Origin of the sequence: Iodobacter sp. CM08, from assembly GCF_033446605.1 — a bacterium.
Taxonomy (GTDB): domain Bacteria; phylum Pseudomonadota; class Gammaproteobacteria; order Burkholderiales; family Chitinibacteraceae; genus Iodobacter.
In genome coordinates, this window is the sequence record NZ_JAWQUO010000007.1 from 27,838 (window position 1) to 45,225 (window position 17,388).

A 17,388-nucleotide genomic window follows, 5' to 3' on the forward strand; every position below is an offset into this window, starting at 1 on the left:
CGCTGTAGCTTCCCCCTTGGTAAAAGGGGGACTGAGGGGGATTTGCTGTTTAATCCCACTTCCCCATCCCCAGCAGACGTTTGATTTTACGGGTGAAACTCACCGGCAGGGCGAAGCTGAGTGACGCTTTGCTGATTTTTACCAAAGATCGTGGTGTGTAATCAAAGTAGCGCCAGAGCAATTTAATCCGCATCGCCTGCTGCTGGCGGCGGCGGCTCATGGAAATCCCCCCGTCGTTATATTCGCTTTTAGTCAGCACCTCGGCCAGATTCGCAGTTTGGTAATGCGCTACAAAGCGCCAGAAATAGGCAAAGTCTTCCGCTGCTTTACAGTCAGTCGGATAAAGCCCCAGTGTTTTTACACCGGCGGCTTTAAACATCACGGTAGGATGGGTAAAGGCATTGTCGTCATGCATTTGTCGCAGAATCTTATCGTGCGTTTGTGGCTGATTAATCGTAAAACGATCGCCGCTGGCATCAAAAAATGTCACTGCACTGCCTAATAAATACACATCTGGGTGGCTGTCTAAAAAAGCCACTTGCTTGGCAAAGCGGTCCGGCGCGCATAGGTCATCGCAATCTAAGCGGGCAATATACTCATAGCCCGCATCAATAATCGCCTGCAAGCCGGCATTGAGCGCATGCTCGATACCCTGATTTTGCGGCAAATAGATAAAGTGCAATTGTCCATCCGCCTGCCAGGCCTTTGCACAAGCCGCCTCATCTAAACGCTGCCTGCTACTGCCATCATCCACAATAAAAGCATCAATTTGCTCGTGTATACCCACAGAAGCCAAAGACGCAGCTAGGCCCTGTGGATTATTAAAGTGCGGAATAAGTAAGGCAGTGCGGTTCATCGAAGCGCTTTGTGCAAAGAAAGGCGGCTATTTTAACGGGTTTTGCGGCTGGGCGTGCTGAGGTGAAATGTAAATCAGGCGGATGCACTCGCCGAACTAGGGCGATCACCTAATAAAAACCTTGGCCCCGTACCCAGATGGCGGGCTTGGTCGTCGCGGTTATACAGGCTGCATTTTTGTAGTGATAAACAGCCACAGCCTATGCACGAATCCAATTGCGTTTGCAGTGCGCATAGTGCGTCAATTCTGGCTTGTAGCATGGGCCGCCAAGACTGCGATAGCTGCGCCCAGTCTTCAGATGTTGGTGTTCTTTGCTGGGGTAGGGAGGCCAGCGCGGCGGCGATGTCTTCTAGGCTTAGGCCGACATTTTGCGCAACACGAATAAAAGCCACCCTGCGCAATACTTCTCTTGGAAATTGCCGCGTTTGCCCACTGCTACGCACGCTGTTGATTAAGCCTTTGCTCTCATAAAAACGCAGCGCGCTGGCTTTTACACCAGAGCGTTTGGCTAGGGTGCCAATGGATATCAGAGTGGTCATGCAAAATGCTCCAAAACACGCTTGACTTAAAGTTTACTTTAACTTGCATAGTGGCATGGTATTTAAATCTTAAGGAGTAGCCATCATGGAACAAGCGTATCTGGAGCATGCCAATATCACGGTGAGCGATCTGAACCGAGCCGTGCACTTTATTCTTACCGCCATCCCACACTGGAAAATCCGCGGTAAGGGCAAGATGGATTGGTTTGGAGCGGAAATTGATTGGCTGCATATCGGCGATGATTTTGCCTATATCGCCTTGCAAAGTGGGGGAATAGGGGAGGCGCCTGGTTGGAAAACGCATCTAGTTGGCGTGAAGCACTTGGGTTTTGTGGTGCCATCATTGGCGCAAACCAAGCAAGCTTTAGAAGTAGCAGGTTTTAGCTTGGATCATGATGGCGGCACAGCGGCTCATCGTGATAGCGCCTATTTTATGTTGGGCGAGGATATTCAGTTTGAGTTTGTTGAATACAGCTCAGATCAGCCCGCGCAACGTAATGAGTATACTTAGCTGTTTTAGTGGCCTTATTTGCAACATGAGGGGGCCACCCTCATGTTGCAGCAAGCATTTATAATTTCCCTAGTCTTCCTGATCTATAGTCCGTCATTGCCTGTGAAATCTCTTCCTGCGAGTTCATCACAAACGGCCCGTATTGCACGATAGGCTCTTTCAGTGGCTGGCCTGCAAACACCAGTACACGACTGGCGGCTGGGCTGTGGATGCGGATGCCGTCGCTCTCTGTATCATTGCTCAAAATAGCCAGTTGCTCGCTGGCAACCGCACTGCCTTCAAGTTCTACTACTCCGCGATAAACATAGATAAAGGCATTGTGCCCAGCAGGGATGGCTTGGGTAAATTCGCTGCCTGCAGGCAGATGCACATCTAAATACAGCGCTTGGGTGGCGGCTTTCTCAACCAAGCCTTTACAGCCGTGGCTTTGGCCTGCAATCACATGCACGGCTACACCCGCATCGGTAATAATGCTGGGTACGGTTTTAAAATCTTTGTACCAAGGCGCGCTCATTTTCTCGTTGGCGGGCAGGTTCAGCCACAGCTGAAAGCCTTCCATGCGGCCGTTTTCCTGCTCGGGCATTTCGGAATGCACTACGCCGCTGGCGGCGCTCATCCATTGCACACCGCCATTTTCCAGCAGGCCTTCGTGGCCTGCACTGTCTTTGTGGCGCATTTTGCCAGCAATCATATAGGTAACGGTTTCAAAGCCACGGTGCGGATGTTCTGGAAAACCCGCCAGATAATCCTGTGGATCATCGCTTTTAAACGCGTCCAACATCAAAAATGGATCGAGCCTTTGTTGTAAAGACTGGGTTAATGCTCGATTAATTTTAACCCCCGCACCTTCCATAACCGGACGACCTTGTACTTTTCTTTCCAAAGTGCGGGGACGGGTGACAAGTTTGGTGTCCATGGTGGTTCTCCATTAATTAACTGTGCAAATTAAACTGCAATCTAAACCCAAATCTTGAACCACAGAGGACACGGAGAACACAGAGTTTCACGGAGAAAACCAAAGAGACTCAATAAAAAAAATAGCCAATATATTGAATGATCTACTGAGGCATTTTTATCTGTTTTTTCTCCATTTTTTGTTTTTAACTCCGTGCTCTCTGGGGCCGAAGTGGTTCAAGATTTGGGTTTTTGTGAGTTGTTTTGCCTTAAGCCACTGCGAGTTCGATTTCGCTGTGGGCTTGGCTGATGCCTTTGTTTTGCATCTCATCGCCCATATTCAAGCCTTCGGCGTAGATGAATTCCACATTGCTCATGCCTAAAAAGCCTAAAACCGTGCGCATATAGTCGGCAATGGTGTCGCTAGCTGTGCCGCGATGTACGCCGCCACGGGTAAGCACTACGTAAACCTGCTTGCCAGTAAGTAAACCTTCTGGGCCATTCGCACCGTATTTAAAGGTTACCCCTGCACGGGCAATCGCGTCGATCCAGTTTTTAAGCTGGGCGGTAATGCCAAAGTTATACATCGGTGCGGCAATGATAAGCGTGTCTGCGGCTTGTACTTCGGCGATCAGCGCATCACTTTTGGCAACGCTGGCGGCTTGGGCGGTGGTGCGTGCTTCAGCGGCGGTCATTAGTGCGCCTAAAGTGGCCTCGTCCAGCACGGGATGCGGGTTGGTGGCGAGATCGCGTAACACCAGTTTTGAGCCTGTATGGCTGTTTAGTAGTTTTGTAGCCAGCACATTCGCCAGTTGTGTAGAGAAAGCACCGTTGCTGCGTGCGCTGGAGTTGATTTGTAAGATGTTCATGTTGGCTCTCTTGCTGGTTGTGTCTGGGAATGACGCTAATATAATCCTCTCGATTAATGGGCAGAAGTCCTTAAAATGGATAGTATTGTTCCATTGATGGAACAATGGTTAAAACGATGAAAATAGAAGCCAATGATCTGCTGTTATTTGCCCGAGTGACGGATGCAGGGAGTTTTACCCGCGCAGCAGAACGGATGGGGCTGCCTAAATCCACCGTATCGCGGCGGATTGCCAATATGGAAACGGCATTGGGCGAACGATTATTGCTGCGCAGCACCCGTAAATTGGTACTCACCGAGTTTGGCCAGCATGTGCTGGAGCATGCGCGGCAAATTGCCAGCGAGCTGGATGCGGCCGTGGCGTTGGTGCAGCATCGGCAAGCCGAGCCAAGCGGCCTACTGCGGCTGTCTTTACCTGGTGATTTTGCTGTTTTGGTGCTGGATGATTTTTTACAAGAATTTAGCCAGCGTTATCCGCAAATCCGCTTAGAGATCGATCTATCCCCACGCCGAGTAGATTTACTGGCAGAGAATTTTGATTTAGCGCTAAGGATGGGGGATTTACCGAGTGATGCCATGCTGGCTGCAAGGCGGATTGCGCTATTTAATGTGGGCCTATATGCATCGCAATGCTATGTGGCGGTGAATGGCTTACTCGATGGGCCGGAGCAATTAAATAGCCATCATACCTTGGCGATATTAAAAAGCAGCGGTGGCGCGCAGCCTTGGACTTTGCAAAAAGGCAAAGCCACGCAGCATATACAGCCACAGCCTAAGTTTTGCGCCAATTCACCACAATTACTGATCCGTATGGCCTGCCGTGGGCTGGGGATTGCGGCGGTTACCGAGTCTTTTGCTAAGCCTTATTTGGAGCGAGGCGAGTTGGTGCGCATCTTGCCCGACTGGTGTTTGCCCCCCGTGGCGGCTTGGGCGGTGTTCCCAGAGCGCCGCTTAATGCCTGCTAAAACACGGGTGTTTTTAGATCAGTTAGAGCAGGCTTTAAAGGCCTAGCAGCCTGTCGGACTTAGACTACCCTACTGCGAAAGCCCCGGATTTGACCATGTTCCGAGCTTTTTTTCGTTAAATAGCCCGCTATTCGCCCTAAACCCCCAAAAATCTACCTGATTATCCCTCTTGCTCAAACAAAGCCATATATGACATGTAGGCCAATATCCTGTAGGGGCGCTGCTTGCTGCGCCCTGTTCAGCGAGGGCGCAGCAAGCAGCGCCCCTACGAGTTAACGCTATTCACGTTGATATTCTCAGACAAACGACAAAAAATGAGCAAGAGACATAATCCCAAAAATCTGTCTCAAACTGGATGTTTTCTCGCTACGGACGCTTAAGTCAGACAGCTTGCTAGCAGCTAAAGCGTACCGCCGCTAGCCTCAGCGATTGCGCTAGCTCAGCATTATGATCTACCGCGATATTGATTTCTTTGGATGCAGAGAAAGAGCGCTCTGTCATCACCGCAATCAGCTGTACATTTACGGCAATCTCTTGACCAGCGGTATTTTGCTCGGCCAAGGCATCGGTGATTTTGGCCATGGCGTCTTTGGTTTCAGCGGCGCTTTGCTTAATCAAAGCCAGCACTTCACTACTGCGGTTTGCATGCTCTAAGGCAAGCTCGGTTTGGCTTAGGCTATTGCGCATACTATTCGCTGCGGTATGGGTGGTGCTGGTGATGGTGCCTAGGGTTTCCTGAATTTCACGCGTGGCTTGGGTGGTACGCTCAGCCAGTTTTCTGACCTCATCGGCCACAACAGCAAAGCCGCGGCCTTGCTCCCCTGCTCTGGCGGCTTCGATGGCGGCATTTAAGGCGAGTAAATTCGTCTGCTCGGCAATATCTTGAATCACCCTTGCTACACGGCCAATGCTGGCGCTGTGTTCTTCTAAATGGTTAACGGTTTCGGTGACGGTATGGGCGCTATCGGCCACAATTTGCATTTCTTTGGTGAGCTCATCTAAAGCCAGCGCACCTTGCTCGGCATGTTTGCCAGAAGTGGTGGCAACCTCATAGGCGTAGCTTGAATAATCTTTAAGATGCGACATCCCTGTTGAAAGCTCTTCAACGGCTGCAGCCATACGCGCGGCGGCATCGCTTTGCTCCCCAGCAGATTCGTGTACTTCTTGGCTGCTGCTGCGGGTTTGTGCGGCATCAGTGGCAAGTTGGTTGGATGAGTTTTGGATGTTTTCTACCAAGGTGGCCAGTTGGGTGCGCATTGATTCCATTGCGCCTGCTAAGCTATTTCGCATATTGCTTGGCACATGTACGGGGGAGGCTAAATCGCCTTCTGCAATCCGCGTGGCTGCGGTACGCATATCACTTGGCTCGCCGCCTAAATCGTTGAGTAGCGAGCGCAAAATCCAGCCAGAAAGCAAGATGCCCGCCAAGGTGGCGATAAGCACAAATGCTGCGCCGCCATAGATGGCATGGTTATGGCTCTCTTTAAATGCCGCTAAATTTTCTTGGGCCACATTGAGCTGTAGTTGAATCAGTTTATCTACTGTAGCGGTAATGGGATCAACGCTTTGATAAAGCGTTGTGGCGGCATATTCATTGATGGCGGCAAAGTTGCTGCCGGCTAAGAGTTTTTCGAGTTGATCAAAGCTTGTAGCAGCGGGCAGCATATTTTTATCGGCAATATCTACCAGCTTATTTTCTTCTGCCGTGAGCTCAGTGGCGTGATAGGTTTGCCATTGTTCTTTGATGGTTTTTCTGGCTATTTGGACGTTTTTTAAGCCATCTGCGGTATTCATACTGCCATTGGTTACTTTATGTACCGTATCTACAATATTAATGGCATACATATCGGATACGGATTTGAGCTGCACTAAAGGCATCACTCGATCTGCAATGGTGGTTTGAAAGTTTTTAGATCCACTTTCCAAACAAGTAAGACTAAGCGCGGCTAACATTAAAATAATGCCGATTAGGCTTCCGGATAATAATATTAGCTTGTACTTAACTTTCATGTTGTTCTCATTTAAAGTCAGAATGACCTTTAAAAGGTAGAACCGATTTGTTTAATGTAAAACAATTAATTAAGTAAGCTGATAAACGGACAAGGCTTTATTAGTATTTCGTGAAAGAGAAGTGAGTTTATATTGTTTATTTTTGTCAGAATTTAATCAGCAAATGGAAAGGAAGGCGTTGGATAAATCGCCTTCTGTCCCATTTTAGTTTAATGATTTTTTTGATATCTAAGAGAAGCAATTAATGAAATTATAATAAAGCCTGCGCCAACCAAACCAGTAACAACTTCATGAATTTCATGGAAAGTGCCAATAAACATAATAAAGGCTAATGCGCCAATAGCATAAAAAGCACCATGCTCTAAATATCTAAATTGATCCAAAGTCCCTTTTTCTACAAACATAATTGTTAGGGATCGAACAAACATTGCGCCAATGCCTAGGCCAATTGCAATAATAAAAATATTGTTAGATAGGGCAAATGCGCCAATGACACCATCAAAACTAAAACTGGCATCTAATACCTCTAAATACATAAAGGCAGAAAACCCTGTTCTTACTACGGCAGTTTGGCCGTGATTTTCTTCACCACCTAATAAAGCGCCAAAGCCATCCACAATGATGTAGGTGATGATTCCTGTAATGGCCGCTAGAATAAAATCGAGTTGGCTATGATGGGCAAGTTGTGTGGAAATAAAATAAACAATAACTAAACAAAGGCCAATTTCAATCCCGCCCATTTTCCCCATTTTAACTAAGGGTGATTCAATTATCGGTAGCCAATGTACTTCTTTGTTTTGGTCAAAAAAGAATTTTAAAAACACCAGCATTAAAAAAGCACCACCAAAGCCTGCCACAATAATATGCGAAGAGGTTAAAGTGGCCGCATATTGCTCAGGCTGCTGGATGGCCATGGTGAGTGCCGCCCAAGGGCTAAGCTGAGCAATCACCGCCACAATTAATACCGGAAAAATAACCCGCATGCCAAACACTGCAATTAACATGCCCCAGGTCATAAATCGTTTACGCCAGACGGCATCCATATCTTTTAAAACCGTGGCATTCACCACCGCATTATCAAAAGAGAGCGATACTTCTAATACCGATAAAATAGCGGCAATAAACATAGCCTTAGGGCCGCCCAAGGCGTAGGCGGCAGCGAGGCCCAGTAGCGTAATGATAAATGAGCTTTTAAAAAAGCGTAGGTGTGACAACATTGAGCGTCTCGGTATGTAAGGGATCTGTATTTCAATACTGAGATTTTAACAAGTGCATCATTACTTAGGGTAATTAAGATCTTTCACCTTGGTGGGTGCTCTGTAAGTAAGTTATAGGGGGCAAAGTTTGGAGCGGGTTAAAAAGCGCAAGCCTTCTGGCCCCTCTAAAGAAAACATTCCGCCGTGGCCGGGCACCACATCGATAATTAACTGAGTGTGTTGCCAGTAAGCAAACTGCGCCGCCCCTATATAAAACGGCATGCCGCCTATATAGCCCAGTAGTACATCGCTATCACCAATAATCAATTCCCCAGCCTGAAAACACATCGGCGAGCTGCCATCGCAGCAGCCCCCTGATTGGTGAAACATCAGCTCACCATATTTGGCAGCCAGTTTGGCAATTAAATCTAGCGCAGCGGGTGTGGCGCTGACTTTGGCATCGTTAGCCATGTTTATTTCCATTTTTTAAGCGTAAGAATGGTCATGTGCGCTGCATTACGCGTGGGCACGAGGCCCCACCCTGCATACCAACATCGGGTACTTGTAGGAAGGGCAAAACATTTTGTCTTGCCCACGCGTGCATGCCACAGACCCGTGCTTAGAAAAAACCCAAGGCATCTGGGCTATAGCTCACCAGCAAATTCTTGGTTTGCTGGTAATGATCGAGCATCATTTTGTGGTTCTCACGCCCGATGCCTGATTGCTTATAGCCGCCGAATGCTGCATGGGCTGGGTAGGCGTGGTAGCAGTTGGTCCAAACGCGGCCCGCCTGAATTTCGCGGCCCATGCGGTAAGCGGCGTGGCTGTCGCGCGTCCACAGACCAGCGCCTAGGCCGTATAGCGTGTCGTTGGCGATTGCTAAGGCTTCGTTTTCATCCTTAAAAGTGGTGACTGAAACCACCGGCCCAAAGATCTCTTCTTGGAAAATTCGCATCTTATTGTGGCCTTGGAATACGGTAGGCTGAATGTAATAGCCACCCGCCAGCTCCCCAGTCATTTGGGCGCGCGCGCCACCCGCCAATACTTTTGCGCCTTCTTGCTTGCCGATATCCAGATAAGCCGTGATTTTTTCCATCTGCTCCATCGAGGCCTGCGCGCCCAGCATGGTGGAGGCATCCAGTGGATTACCTTGCTTAATCGCGGCAACACGGCTGAGTGCGCGGTCCATAAAGGCATCATAAATCGACTCATGAACCAAGGCGCGGCTTGGGCAGGTGCAGACTTCACCTTGGTTCAGGGCAAACATCACAAAGCCTTCGATGGCTTTATTAAAGAAGGCATCGTCGTGCTTCATCACATCGGGCATAAAGATATTGGGCGATTTTCCACCTAGCTCCAGCGTCACCGGAATCAGATTTTGTGAGGCGTATTGCATAATTAGCCGGCCGGTGGTGGTTTCACCGGTAAAGGCGATTTTGGCGATGCGCTTATTCGATGCCAGCGGTTTACCGGCCTCTAAGCCAAAGCCGTTCACAATATTGAGCACGCCCTTAGGCAGTAAATCGCCAATGACTTCCATCAGCAGCAAAATGCTCAGCGGTGTTTGTTCGGCGGGCTTGAGCACCACGCAATTGCCTGCCGCCAGTGCAGGAGCCAGCTTCCATGTGGCCATCAAAATCGGGAAGTTCCAAGGAATAATCTGCCCAACCACGCCTAACGGCTCATGAAAATGGTAAGCCACGGTATCGTTATCGATCTGAGCAATGCTGCCTTCTTGTGCGCGTATCGCCCCAGCAAAATAGCGAAAGTGATCAATCGCCAAAGGTAAATCTGCAGCGCGGGTTTCACGGATGGGCTTGCCGTTATCCCATGTTTCCACTGTGGCGAGCATTTCTAAATTGGCTTCGATTCGGTCGGCAATTTTATTTAGGATATTAGCGCGTTCGGTGGTCGATGTTTTACCCCATGCTGTTTTGGCGGCGTGGGCAGCATCCAGCGCCATTTCGATATCACTGGCGTCTGAGCGGGGGATTTCGCAAATGACTTTACCGGTGATGGGGCTGACGTTTTCAAAATACTTCCCAGCCAGCGGTGCCTGCCATTCGCCATTGATATAGTTGGCGTAGCGTGCTTTTAATTGCAGAGGAAAACCATACTGACCTGGAATCAATGTGCTCATGCTGCTTCTCCGGTGGGTTTAGGGCTGCTGCCCCTGTCCACTGCTATTAGCAGAAAGCATGCCTGTGCATGGCTATATTGCACTGCAATGCAGGTGAAAACTTTGTGAAAGCTAGCATTGGGCGTTTATATATTGCAATGCGGTATCTGCAAAGGCGTTAAACCTTCGTATTTACAAGGGTTTAACGTATATTGTGTTTCAGATAAACCTTGTAAGTGTTGCAATTTGCAACAGTGGTTTTGAGCCTGCAACAAGGAGATCATCCATGTCTACTTCTCTGCCCGCCCTAAGCACGCAAGCGCGTCGTCAGTTTTTTGAAGAAGGGGTTTGCCCATCCAGCCTGCCGCAGCAGATTGCCGAATCTTGGCTGCGCTGCCGTCAGCAAGGCATAGCGGATGATGGTTTTGATCCTCTCGTAAGCGCTGATTTACAGCAGGCCTTGCAGGCGAATGAGCATCTACTGCGTGTGGCACTGCCAGAGCTAGATGGCTTATACGAGCAGGTGCTTGGCACGCAGAGCGTGGTGCTGCTTACCGACGCCGCTGGCCTCATTTTAAATACCACCGGCAATCCACAGTTTATGAAAAAGGCCGAGCAAGTGGCGCTGCTACCAGGAGTAAGCTGGGCCGAAGCCAGCAAGGGAACCAACGCGATTGGCACGGCGCTGGCGCTGGCTGATTCGGTGCAGGTGAGGGGAGGCGAGCACTTCTTGGCGCAAAATATCGGCATCTCTTGCTCGGCATCCCCTGTGTTTGCGCCCAATGGGCGGCTGGCTGGGGTGCTGAATGTTTCGGGCGACGCTTGCTTGCATCATCTGCACGCTTTGGGCTTAGTGCGCCTTGCCGCTCAGCAGATCGAGCATCGCTGGCTGAGCATGGCTGGGGATGAGCATTGGCTGCTGCGGCTGCACCCGCGTAGTGAATTACTCGGCTCGCCAAGGGAGGGAGTGCTGAGCTTTGCTGGGGAGACCCTGATTGCCGCCAACCGCGTGGCCCTGCACTGGCTGGGTTTAAGCTGGCAAGATTTAGGCCACAGCCGTTTTGCTGATTTATTTGAGGCGGCTTTAAAACCCATAGTCGCTCCGCAGCAAATCTATACCCAGCGTGGCCAGCATTTTTACATCACCATCACCGCCCCTAAGGCCAAGCTCGCTACTCGCCCCTTGATCGAACCCGAGTTTCACGAGCGAAGCGTGGTGCAGCCTTTTCAAAAACAATTAGATAAAGCGGTCAGGGTGCTAAATGCGGGCGTGGCGGTATTGCTACAGGGCGAAACCGGCAGCGGCAAAGAGGTATTTGCCAGAGCGCTGCATCAAGCCAGCCAGCGCAGCAAAGGCCCGTTTGTGGCGATTAACTGCGCTGCTCTGCCAGAATCCTTAATCGAATCTGAATTATTTGGCTACGAAGAGGGTGCGTTTACAGGTGCTAAACGTAAAGGGCATCTGGGTAAATTGCGCGAAGCCCATGGCGGCGTGCTGCTGCTCGACGAGATCGGCGATATGCCGCTGGCGATGCAAGCGCGTTTGCTGCGGGTGCTGCAGGAGCGTGAAGTTACCCCGTTGGGCAGTAGCCAGTCTTACAAAGTTGATTTTGCTATTGTTTGCGCCAGCCACCGCGATCTACCCAAGCTGGTTGCAGCAGGGGAGTTTAGGGCCGATTTATTCTATCGCCTGCAAGACTTTACTGTCCGCCTGCCACCACTCTGCGAACACGCGAATTTGCCCGGTTTTATTACTGGGCTTTGGCAAGAGCTGGGAGGAGTAAAACGGCAGATTCGGCTGGAAGACGAGCTATTGGGCGCATTAAACCGCTACCCTTGGCCTGGCAATGTAAGGCAGCTACTCAGCCTATTGAAAACCCTACTGGCCTTGGCGGACGACGGCGATAGCCTGGGTATCCGTGATTTGCCAGAAGCCTACCAAGTGCCGGTCAGCCAAGCCTCCTTAGCCAGCAACAGCCAAGGCCTGATCGAACAAACCATTGCCCAGTTTGAAGGCAATATCAGTAAAGCTGCAGCGGCGCTGGGCGTGGCGCGTAGCACGCTGTATCGGCGGCGGCGTAGCTTGGCTTGAAGTCTAAGCTACGGCACTCCCTTAATTTACAAAATTACTCCTGCTTTAATACTCGTACTTCCACTGCTTGTGGGGCAGGAGTGTTGATTATTGGGGGGGTGTTGGGCACTACCTCAGGCACCGCTGTGGGGGGGCTACTTAAGGCATCGGCTGCTGCGCCGCCTACGGCCACGACGCCTTTTACTCCTGCTTTGCCTACATCGTAAGCCACCCCAACGGCGGTAGTGGTGATGCTGACGGCGGCTGCGCCAACGGCCACCACGGCGCAGCCGCTTAGGTTAATGGCGAGCAGGCTTAGTAAGATGAAAGCTTTCATTTACCCATTCCTCCTACTTGTTGCGCTAGATAGGTGGCGTAGTTATCGGTCATGCCGCCGATAAAGTCGAGCACGCGGCTATAGCTCTCATACAGCGGCCATTCTTTTTTAGGGGCGTTGTATTCCATTAAATCGAGGATTCGTTTCATTCTAAAGCTCAGCTGTGGCGATACTTTTTGTTGGTAGGCGGCGTTGCAAAAGGCTCCCAGCAGAATATCTAAGCAGGTAAACGAGCCCACTTCGATTTCTATTTTGCGTCTTTCATTAAAGATGCGATCACGGGCGAGCTGCTTAGCGGCGTTGATGCCGTCTTTCATGCTGCTGGGGCAGGCGCTGAGTAAATCGCCCTTAAATTTACCTTCCATGATAGGGGTGTACTGCTGCATAAAGGTTTCAGTGGCGCTTAATACGCAGCGCTCGATGGCTTTGCCGCGCAGCAGCGATATTTTACGGCGATTGGATGGCGCGGCAGCGATTTCTAGCTCCAGCAAATCTTGCTGACCGCCACAAATTTTAATCAAGAGCGGCTCAACTTGCTCATACGCCAGCATGCCAATTTCTATGCCGTCTTCTAAATCTAAAATGGCGTAGCAAATATCGTCGGCGGCCTCCATCAGGTAGGAGAGCGGATGGCGCGCCCAGCTGTTTTTGTCGACCTTAGGCAGGCCTAATTCGGTGGTGATTTCTTCTAAGATATTTTTTTCAGATTGATAGCAGCTAAATTTGCCGCTGGGCGTGGCTTCGCTGGATGTCCACGGGTATTTTAGCGTGGTGCCTAGCGTAGCGTAGGTGAGGCGCATGCCGCCTTCAAAACGGTGGTTTTCTAGCTGGGTGACCACTCTAAAGCCCTGAGCATTGCCTTCAAAAGTCATTAAATCGAGGCGCTCGTTAGCGCTTAGATTTTGCAATAGATAGGCGTGTTGATCGCGGCAAAACCAATCGCGGATCGCGTATTCACCGGCGTGGCCAAATGGCGGGTTGCCAATATCGTGGGCAAGGCAGGCGGCTTGCACAATCGCACCGATATCGTAAGGCGTGATGTGTGGCGGCAGGGCGTATTGCAGCCGTTGGCCGACTAAAATACCCAAGCTGCGCCCCACGCAGCTCACCTCAATGGAGTGGGTGAGGCGGGTATGCACATGATCGTTTTCGGTGAGTGGATGAACCTGAGTTTTGCGCCCTAAGCGCCGAAATGGTGAGGAGAAAACGATGCGGTCGTGGTCTTTATGAAAATCACTGCGCCCTGATTCGTGATCAAATAAATCATTACGTACAGCGCCAAGTCGCTCGGCGTTTAGGAGCTGTTGCCAGTTCATCATAAATGGGTCTCATTGGGCGGTTATTTACGTGTTTGTTTGGAGATAAAAATAGTCCTGACTATGCCTCTTGCTCAATCTCACTATAAATATCGTAGGGGGGGGGCAACCCAACCCTATCAACTTAAGGGAGATTTGCTGATCGTTAAATCTTAAGCGATCAACTTAGATCTATCTATTGCAAGGATTGAAACATCGTAGGGCGGGTGCAACCCGCGTTTTTTTAGCATGACTCGCGGGTTGCACCCGCCCTACGAATGGCATATTGCTTAAGCGGATAGGATTGGTGTGAAATACATCCGTGGTTCAAGGTTTAGCGCCATTTCATGCACAGTTCAGGCTCTATGTAACTTTTTTAGCGCATATGGGGTTGCACTCGCTCTACAAACTCCAAAACCAAACTAAGCACTCAAGACATCCATCTGCATAGAGCCCATTGAGCAAGAGACATAATCAGGAAAATAGTTTACTGCTTTGGCTGCAAGTCTAGATAATATTGCAGTAAGTCATTTGGCGCGAGTGGGCAGCTAAAATAATAGCCTTGAATCAGATTGCAATCGTAGGAGATCATTTTTTCTAGCGTGGCAAGATCTTCTACCCCCTCGGCCACCACGCTTAAATTCAGTTTATGCGCTAGATTAATTACGCTTTCTACGATATGCGCGTCGGTGTCGGATTGGGTAATGGTGCGAATAAAGCTTTGGTCGATCTTTAGCTCATCAATGGGTAGGCGTTTTAAATAAGAAAGCGAGGCATAACCCGTGCCAAAGTCATCAAGGGCCAGCTTACAGCCTAGCTTTTTAAGCGCATACAAGCTGCTGATGGTAGCTTCTAAATCCTCAATCGCGGCGGATTCGGTAATCTCAAAAATAATACGGTTGCCAGGGATATTCCACAGGCTAAGTGCGTTTTCTACCTCTTGGGCTAAGCGCGAATCTAGTAGATTAGATGGGGTTAGATTAATACTTAAACTGCCTTTTAGACCCGCTTGGCTGAGTAGGGAGAACTCGCGCAAAGCCGCATGGATCACCCAGCGGGTGAGCTGTGGCATGAGCCCTAGTTGCTCGGCCACGAGTACCGCCTCATCGGGGCGCACATAGCCTAGTTTATCGTCTTGCCAGCGTAGTAGTGCTTCGGCCCCTTTGTACAACACACCGCTGCTAAGCGGCTGCACTTGCGGCTGAAAGACCAGATAAAAGCGATTACTTGCCAGTGCTTCACGCAGGGGTTTTTCTAGTTTTGCAAGTAGCAGGCCTTGGATATCACGCTCGGCTTGGTAAACCGCCGGTTCTTCATTGCTGCATTGCTTGGCTGCGGCTTTGGCGCAATGGATTAATTGTCTTAGGCTAGTGCCATGCAAAGGCCATAGAGCAATGCCGATTCGAGGGCTAACTGCGCTTTCTGTAAAGGCTTGGTTTAGCAAGGATTGCGCGCGATTGGCGGCTAAAAATGCGTGCCCTTCGCCTAACATATTGGGCAAAATCATTAACACGCCACCCTCAATAGGATAGAGCTTATCTTGCGGGCGTAGCATTTCATTTTGTAGTTGTATAGCACTGATTCTTAGCGATTCATAATGGCCAGTTTCTATGAATAGTAGGCCAATATTTCGCTCTGCTTGGGTATGCAATTTGGCGTTTTCTAAGCCTTGCGCGGGGGAATCTGCCTGTAATGGTGTGCGTGTTTGTAGCTGCTGGTGAGCTTTTTTTAGCTCGGTAAGGCTTAGGCGATTAATAAGCGCTTCAGCCTCGGCAGGCAAATGGGGCAGTAATTGTTCTCGCCAGCTTAAGAGCATTAAAGTGGCTTGGCTAAGGCCGTGCGGGCTGAGTTGTGGCCAAATATCGATGGTTTCTCCCCTAGTTAGGGCCTGAAAGTAAGCATCGTATAGCGTGTCATCTTGTGGTTTTTCTTGGCAATGTGTTTGGATGAGTCTACTTAGGGCTTGGCTTAAAGACGTTTGTGTATCTAGTTGATAGCTGGCGAGCAGGGCTAGATCGCTGCTTGCGGCTAAGGGCGAGGTGTTCATCCTTGAAAATACTCTTGTGGATTAATATTAAAACTCCCCTGCGGCCATTCTTTACGAATGCTAATTTCTTGCCCGCTACTGCTGGCTGGATTCATCATTAAATCTAGCAGGCTAGGCCGAGCATGTGGGCGTTTATCTGGTCCTAAAATGAGTAATACCTTGGGCTTGAGTCGCCTGCTGCGATTTTGCCCTGCCACAATCCCAATATCACCACTACTCAGCTCAACCAGTGCACCCACCGGAAAAACACCAATGCATTGGGCAAATTGCTCTACCAAGGCGGGATGAAAGTATTTATCGCTCCATTTATAAAGCAATTGTAATGCTGCATGTGATGTTTTGGTTTCGGCATGGGCGCGATCGCTGGTCATGGCGGTAAAGCAATCCACAATGCCGGCCATGCTAGAAAATAGCCCGATTTCTTCGCCTTTTAAGCCGATAGGATAGCCACTGCCATCTAAGCGCTCATGATGGCGGGCCACCATATCGTAAACATCGAGTGGTACATCTTTAATCTGATTTAAAATATCTAAGCCATGCCAGACATGGGTTTTCATCATAGAAAACTCACCTGGTGAGTACGAGCCGTGGTGCTGTAATAGTGTTTTGGGCAATTTCATTTTGCCAATATCAAGCATAAAGCCGGCAAAGCCCAAGGTGTGTAAATCTTCGCGGGGATAGCCTAAGTGCCGGCCAAAAGCCAGCATATAGACCGCACTATCTAAAGCATGCTCATAGGTGTAGCTGTTGGCGTTTTTTAGCTGGGAAAGCCAAAGCAGTGCGCTGGGATTACGAATAATCGAATCCACCATTTCACTGACCACGGTGTTGATTGCCTCTGCACGTGGTTGTAAATCTCGGCTGATTTCGGCCATGGCGTTAGCAATAATGTCGCTGGCAGAGCGGTGGATGGTTTTAGCTTGCTGTAGCTCTTGTTTGATTGGCCGGCTATCCGCATAAATAATGATTTGCGGCTCAACATAGGGCGCATTCGCAGCAGCTGCTTTGTTTTGCGACCACTTGGCAAACAGTTGGCGTAATTCTTTGAGCAGCGTGATCTGTTCTTTGATTTCTACCGTTTGATATTGAATATGCGGCAAGAGGGGCAGGGCGCTAAATTTCTTTTCGGTCAAAAAGCCCCAGCGCGCTACTCCTCCCGTAGATCGCTCGATATCTACTGTCACGAACTGGCAGTATTCTTTGAGTTGCTCGAGCTGCTCAGCGCTCTCTAGCAAAAAACCTTCAATTAAAAAAGGCGTGTCAATCCAAGGGCGATCAAGCTCGCTAATAAATAAATCAGCTTGTAGCGCTGATACGGGTAGGCGTGTTTCCAATTGATAATGTCTTTTATTGCTAAGTCAGATGGCTAAGTGCGGATTTAATGTTGTTTTTTACAAAACTAATGACTGTTCTTTTATTGCTGGTAATTATATGCTTTGTAAGTAATAGATTTTTTTAAACGTAATTAAAACACTATTGTAAGGTATTTACATTAGGTACGAACTATTTGATTCGTGTTCTGCCTATTTTGTTGCCTCCCATGTCAATAGCATTATGGTGCGAGTCTTTGGGATCGCCAATGGCAAAATGTACTTAAAGTGAGTAGCTCAAAAATAGTATAAATCATGTTATCAATGGATTTGGAGGCGTTGATTTAGCTTTTTTATTATTTTGCTGATT

15 protein-coding genes are annotated in these 17,388 nt (G+C 49.3%); 3 read left to right on the forward strand and 12 right to left on the reverse strand.

Annotated elements, in window-relative coordinates:
- Window positions 1-49: 49 nt before the first annotated feature.
- On the reverse strand, window positions 50-856 hold the full coding sequence (locus tag R6242_RS05225; protein WP_318424635.1) for a glycosyltransferase: 807 nt from the start codon (window positions 854-856) through the stop codon (window positions 50-52).
- Window positions 857-930: 74 nt separating this feature from the next.
- Window positions 931-1,395, reverse strand: a complete 465-nt coding sequence (gene soxR / locus R6242_RS05230) for a redox-sensitive transcriptional activator SoxR (RefSeq protein WP_318424639.1) — start codon at window positions 1,393-1,395, stop codon at window positions 931-933.
- A gap of 85 nt (window positions 1,396-1,480) precedes the next feature.
- Here soxR and R6242_RS05235 point away from each other — a divergent pair, with 85 nt between their 5' ends.
- On the forward strand, window positions 1,481-1,906 hold the full coding sequence (locus tag R6242_RS05235) for a hypothetical protein (RefSeq protein ID WP_318424642.1): 426 nt from the start codon (window positions 1,481-1,483) through the stop codon (window positions 1,904-1,906).
- 58 nt (window positions 1,907-1,964) lie between these two features.
- Here the strand turns inward: R6242_RS05235 and R6242_RS05240 are convergent, their stop codons facing one another.
- Both R6242_RS05240 and R6242_RS05245 read right to left on the reverse strand, forming a co-directional pair.
- Entirely contained in the window at window positions 1,965-2,822 is an 858-nt protein-coding gene (locus tag R6242_RS05240) for a pirin family protein (protein ID WP_318424644.1), read from the reverse strand.
- A gap of 247 nt (window positions 2,823-3,069) precedes the next feature.
- Window positions 3,070-3,669 carry an FMN-dependent NADH-azoreductase gene (locus R6242_RS05245; RefSeq protein WP_318424646.1) on the reverse strand — a complete coding sequence of 200 codons (600 nt, stop codon included), beginning with the start codon at window positions 3,667-3,669 and terminating at the stop codon, window positions 3,070-3,072.
- Between the two features lie 116 nt (window positions 3,670-3,785).
- On the opposite strand from R6242_RS05245, the gene R6242_RS05250 reads away from it, so the two are divergent.
- A complete protein-coding gene (locus R6242_RS05250) occupies window positions 3,786-4,679 on the forward strand; it encodes a LysR family transcriptional regulator (RefSeq protein ID WP_318424649.1) in 894 nt (297 codons plus the stop codon).
- A 347-nt stretch (window positions 4,680-5,026) separates the two neighbouring features.
- On the opposite strand, the gene R6242_RS05255 is transcribed toward R6242_RS05250, so the two are convergent.
- The 4 genes from R6242_RS05255 to adh all read right to left on the reverse strand — a co-directional run bounded on the left by R6242_RS05255 (window position 5,027) and on the right by adh (window position 9,979).
- On the reverse strand, window positions 5,027-6,643 hold the full coding sequence (locus R6242_RS05255) for a methyl-accepting chemotaxis protein (RefSeq protein ID WP_318424652.1): 1,617 nt from the start codon (window positions 6,641-6,643) through the stop codon (window positions 5,027-5,029).
- A gap of 209 nt (window positions 6,644-6,852) precedes the next feature.
- Window positions 6,853-7,860, reverse strand: coding sequence for a DUF475 domain-containing protein (locus R6242_RS05260; protein ID WP_318424655.1), 1,008 nt, complete (start codon window positions 7,858-7,860; stop codon window positions 6,853-6,855).
- A gap of 111 nt (window positions 7,861-7,971) precedes the next feature.
- On the reverse strand, window positions 7,972-8,310 hold the full coding sequence (locus R6242_RS05265) for a DUF779 domain-containing protein (protein ID WP_318424658.1): 339 nt from the start codon (window positions 8,308-8,310) through the stop codon (window positions 7,972-7,974).
- 148 nt (window positions 8,311-8,458) lie between these two features.
- Window positions 8,459-9,979: an aldehyde dehydrogenase gene (gene adh / locus R6242_RS05270; protein ID WP_318424661.1), complete on the reverse strand. Its 1,521-nt coding sequence runs from the start codon at window positions 9,977-9,979 to the stop codon at window positions 8,459-8,461.
- A 265-nt stretch (window positions 9,980-10,244) separates the two neighbouring features.
- Here adh and R6242_RS05275 point away from each other — a divergent pair, with 265 nt between their 5' ends.
- Window positions 10,245-12,050, forward strand: coding sequence for a sigma-54-dependent Fis family transcriptional regulator (locus tag R6242_RS05275; RefSeq protein WP_318424664.1), 1,806 nt, complete (start codon window positions 10,245-10,247; stop codon window positions 12,048-12,050).
- A 34-nt stretch (window positions 12,051-12,084) separates the two neighbouring features.
- Here R6242_RS05275 and R6242_RS05280 read toward each other — a convergent pair whose 3' ends face one another.
- From R6242_RS05280 to R6242_RS05295, 4 genes are all read right to left on the reverse strand, one after another.
- Complete coding sequence (locus R6242_RS05280; protein ID WP_318424667.1) at window positions 12,085-12,366, reverse strand: hypothetical protein; 282 nt, start codon at window positions 12,364-12,366, stop codon at window positions 12,085-12,087.
- A complete protein-coding gene (locus R6242_RS05285) occupies window positions 12,363-13,685 on the reverse strand; it encodes a deoxyguanosinetriphosphate triphosphohydrolase (protein ID WP_318424669.1) in 1,323 nt (440 codons plus the stop codon). Before R6242_RS05285 ends, R6242_RS05280 begins: the two co-directional genes overlap by 4 nt.
- Before the next feature lie 463 nt (window positions 13,686-14,148).
- A complete protein-coding gene (locus R6242_RS05290; protein ID WP_293934778.1) occupies window positions 14,149-15,708 on the reverse strand; it encodes a putative bifunctional diguanylate cyclase/phosphodiesterase in 1,560 nt (519 codons plus the stop codon).
- The gene (locus R6242_RS05295; protein ID WP_318424672.1) at window positions 15,705-17,042 is read right to left on the reverse strand and encodes an HD-GYP domain-containing protein; all 1,338 of its coding nucleotides are present in this window, start codon (window positions 17,040-17,042) and stop codon (window positions 15,705-15,707) included. The genes R6242_RS05290 and R6242_RS05295 overlap by 4 nt, the downstream gene beginning before the upstream one ends.
- Window positions 17,043-17,388 lie beyond the last annotated feature (346 nt).

Coding starts and splice junctions, on each gene's coding strand:
- R6242_RS05225 (WP_318424635.1), bottom strand. CDS start 856: ATGAACCGCACTGCCTTACTTATTCCGCACTTTAATAATCCACAGGGC.
- soxR (WP_318424639.1), bottom strand. CDS start 1,395: ATGACCACTCTGATATCCATTGGCACCCTAGCCAAACGCTCTGGTGTA.
- R6242_RS05235 (WP_318424642.1), top strand. CDS start 1,481: ATGGAACAAGCGTATCTGGAGCATGCCAATATCACGGTGAGCGATCTG.
- R6242_RS05240 (WP_318424644.1), bottom strand. CDS start 2,822: ATGGACACCAAACTTGTCACCCGTCCCCGCACTTTGGAAAGAAAAGTA.
- R6242_RS05245 (WP_318424646.1), bottom strand. CDS start 3,669: ATGAACATCTTACAAATCAACTCCAGCGCACGCAGCAACGGTGCTTTC.
- R6242_RS05250 (WP_318424649.1), top strand. CDS start 3,786: ATGAAAATAGAAGCCAATGATCTGCTGTTATTTGCCCGAGTGACGGAT.
- R6242_RS05255 (WP_318424652.1), bottom strand. CDS start 6,643: ATGAAAGTTAAGTACAAGCTAATATTATTATCCGGAAGCCTAATCGGC.
- R6242_RS05260 (WP_318424655.1), bottom strand. CDS start 7,860: ATGTTGTCACACCTACGCTTTTTTAAAAGCTCATTTATCATTACGCTA.
- R6242_RS05265 (WP_318424658.1), bottom strand. CDS start 8,310: ATGGCTAACGATGCCAAAGTCAGCGCCACACCCGCTGCGCTAGATTTA.
- adh (WP_318424661.1), bottom strand. CDS start 9,979: ATGAGCACATTGATTCCAGGTCAGTATGGTTTTCCTCTGCAATTAAAA.
- R6242_RS05275 (WP_318424664.1), top strand. CDS start 10,245: ATGTCTACTTCTCTGCCCGCCCTAAGCACGCAAGCGCGTCGTCAGTTT.
- R6242_RS05280 (WP_318424667.1), bottom strand. CDS start 12,366: ATGAAAGCTTTCATCTTACTAAGCCTGCTCGCCATTAACCTAAGCGGC.
- R6242_RS05285 (WP_318424669.1), bottom strand. CDS start 13,685: ATGATGAACTGGCAACAGCTCCTAAACGCCGAGCGACTTGGCGCTGTA.
- R6242_RS05290 (WP_293934778.1), bottom strand. CDS start 15,708: ATGAACACCTCGCCCTTAGCCGCAAGCAGCGATCTAGCCCTGCTCGCC.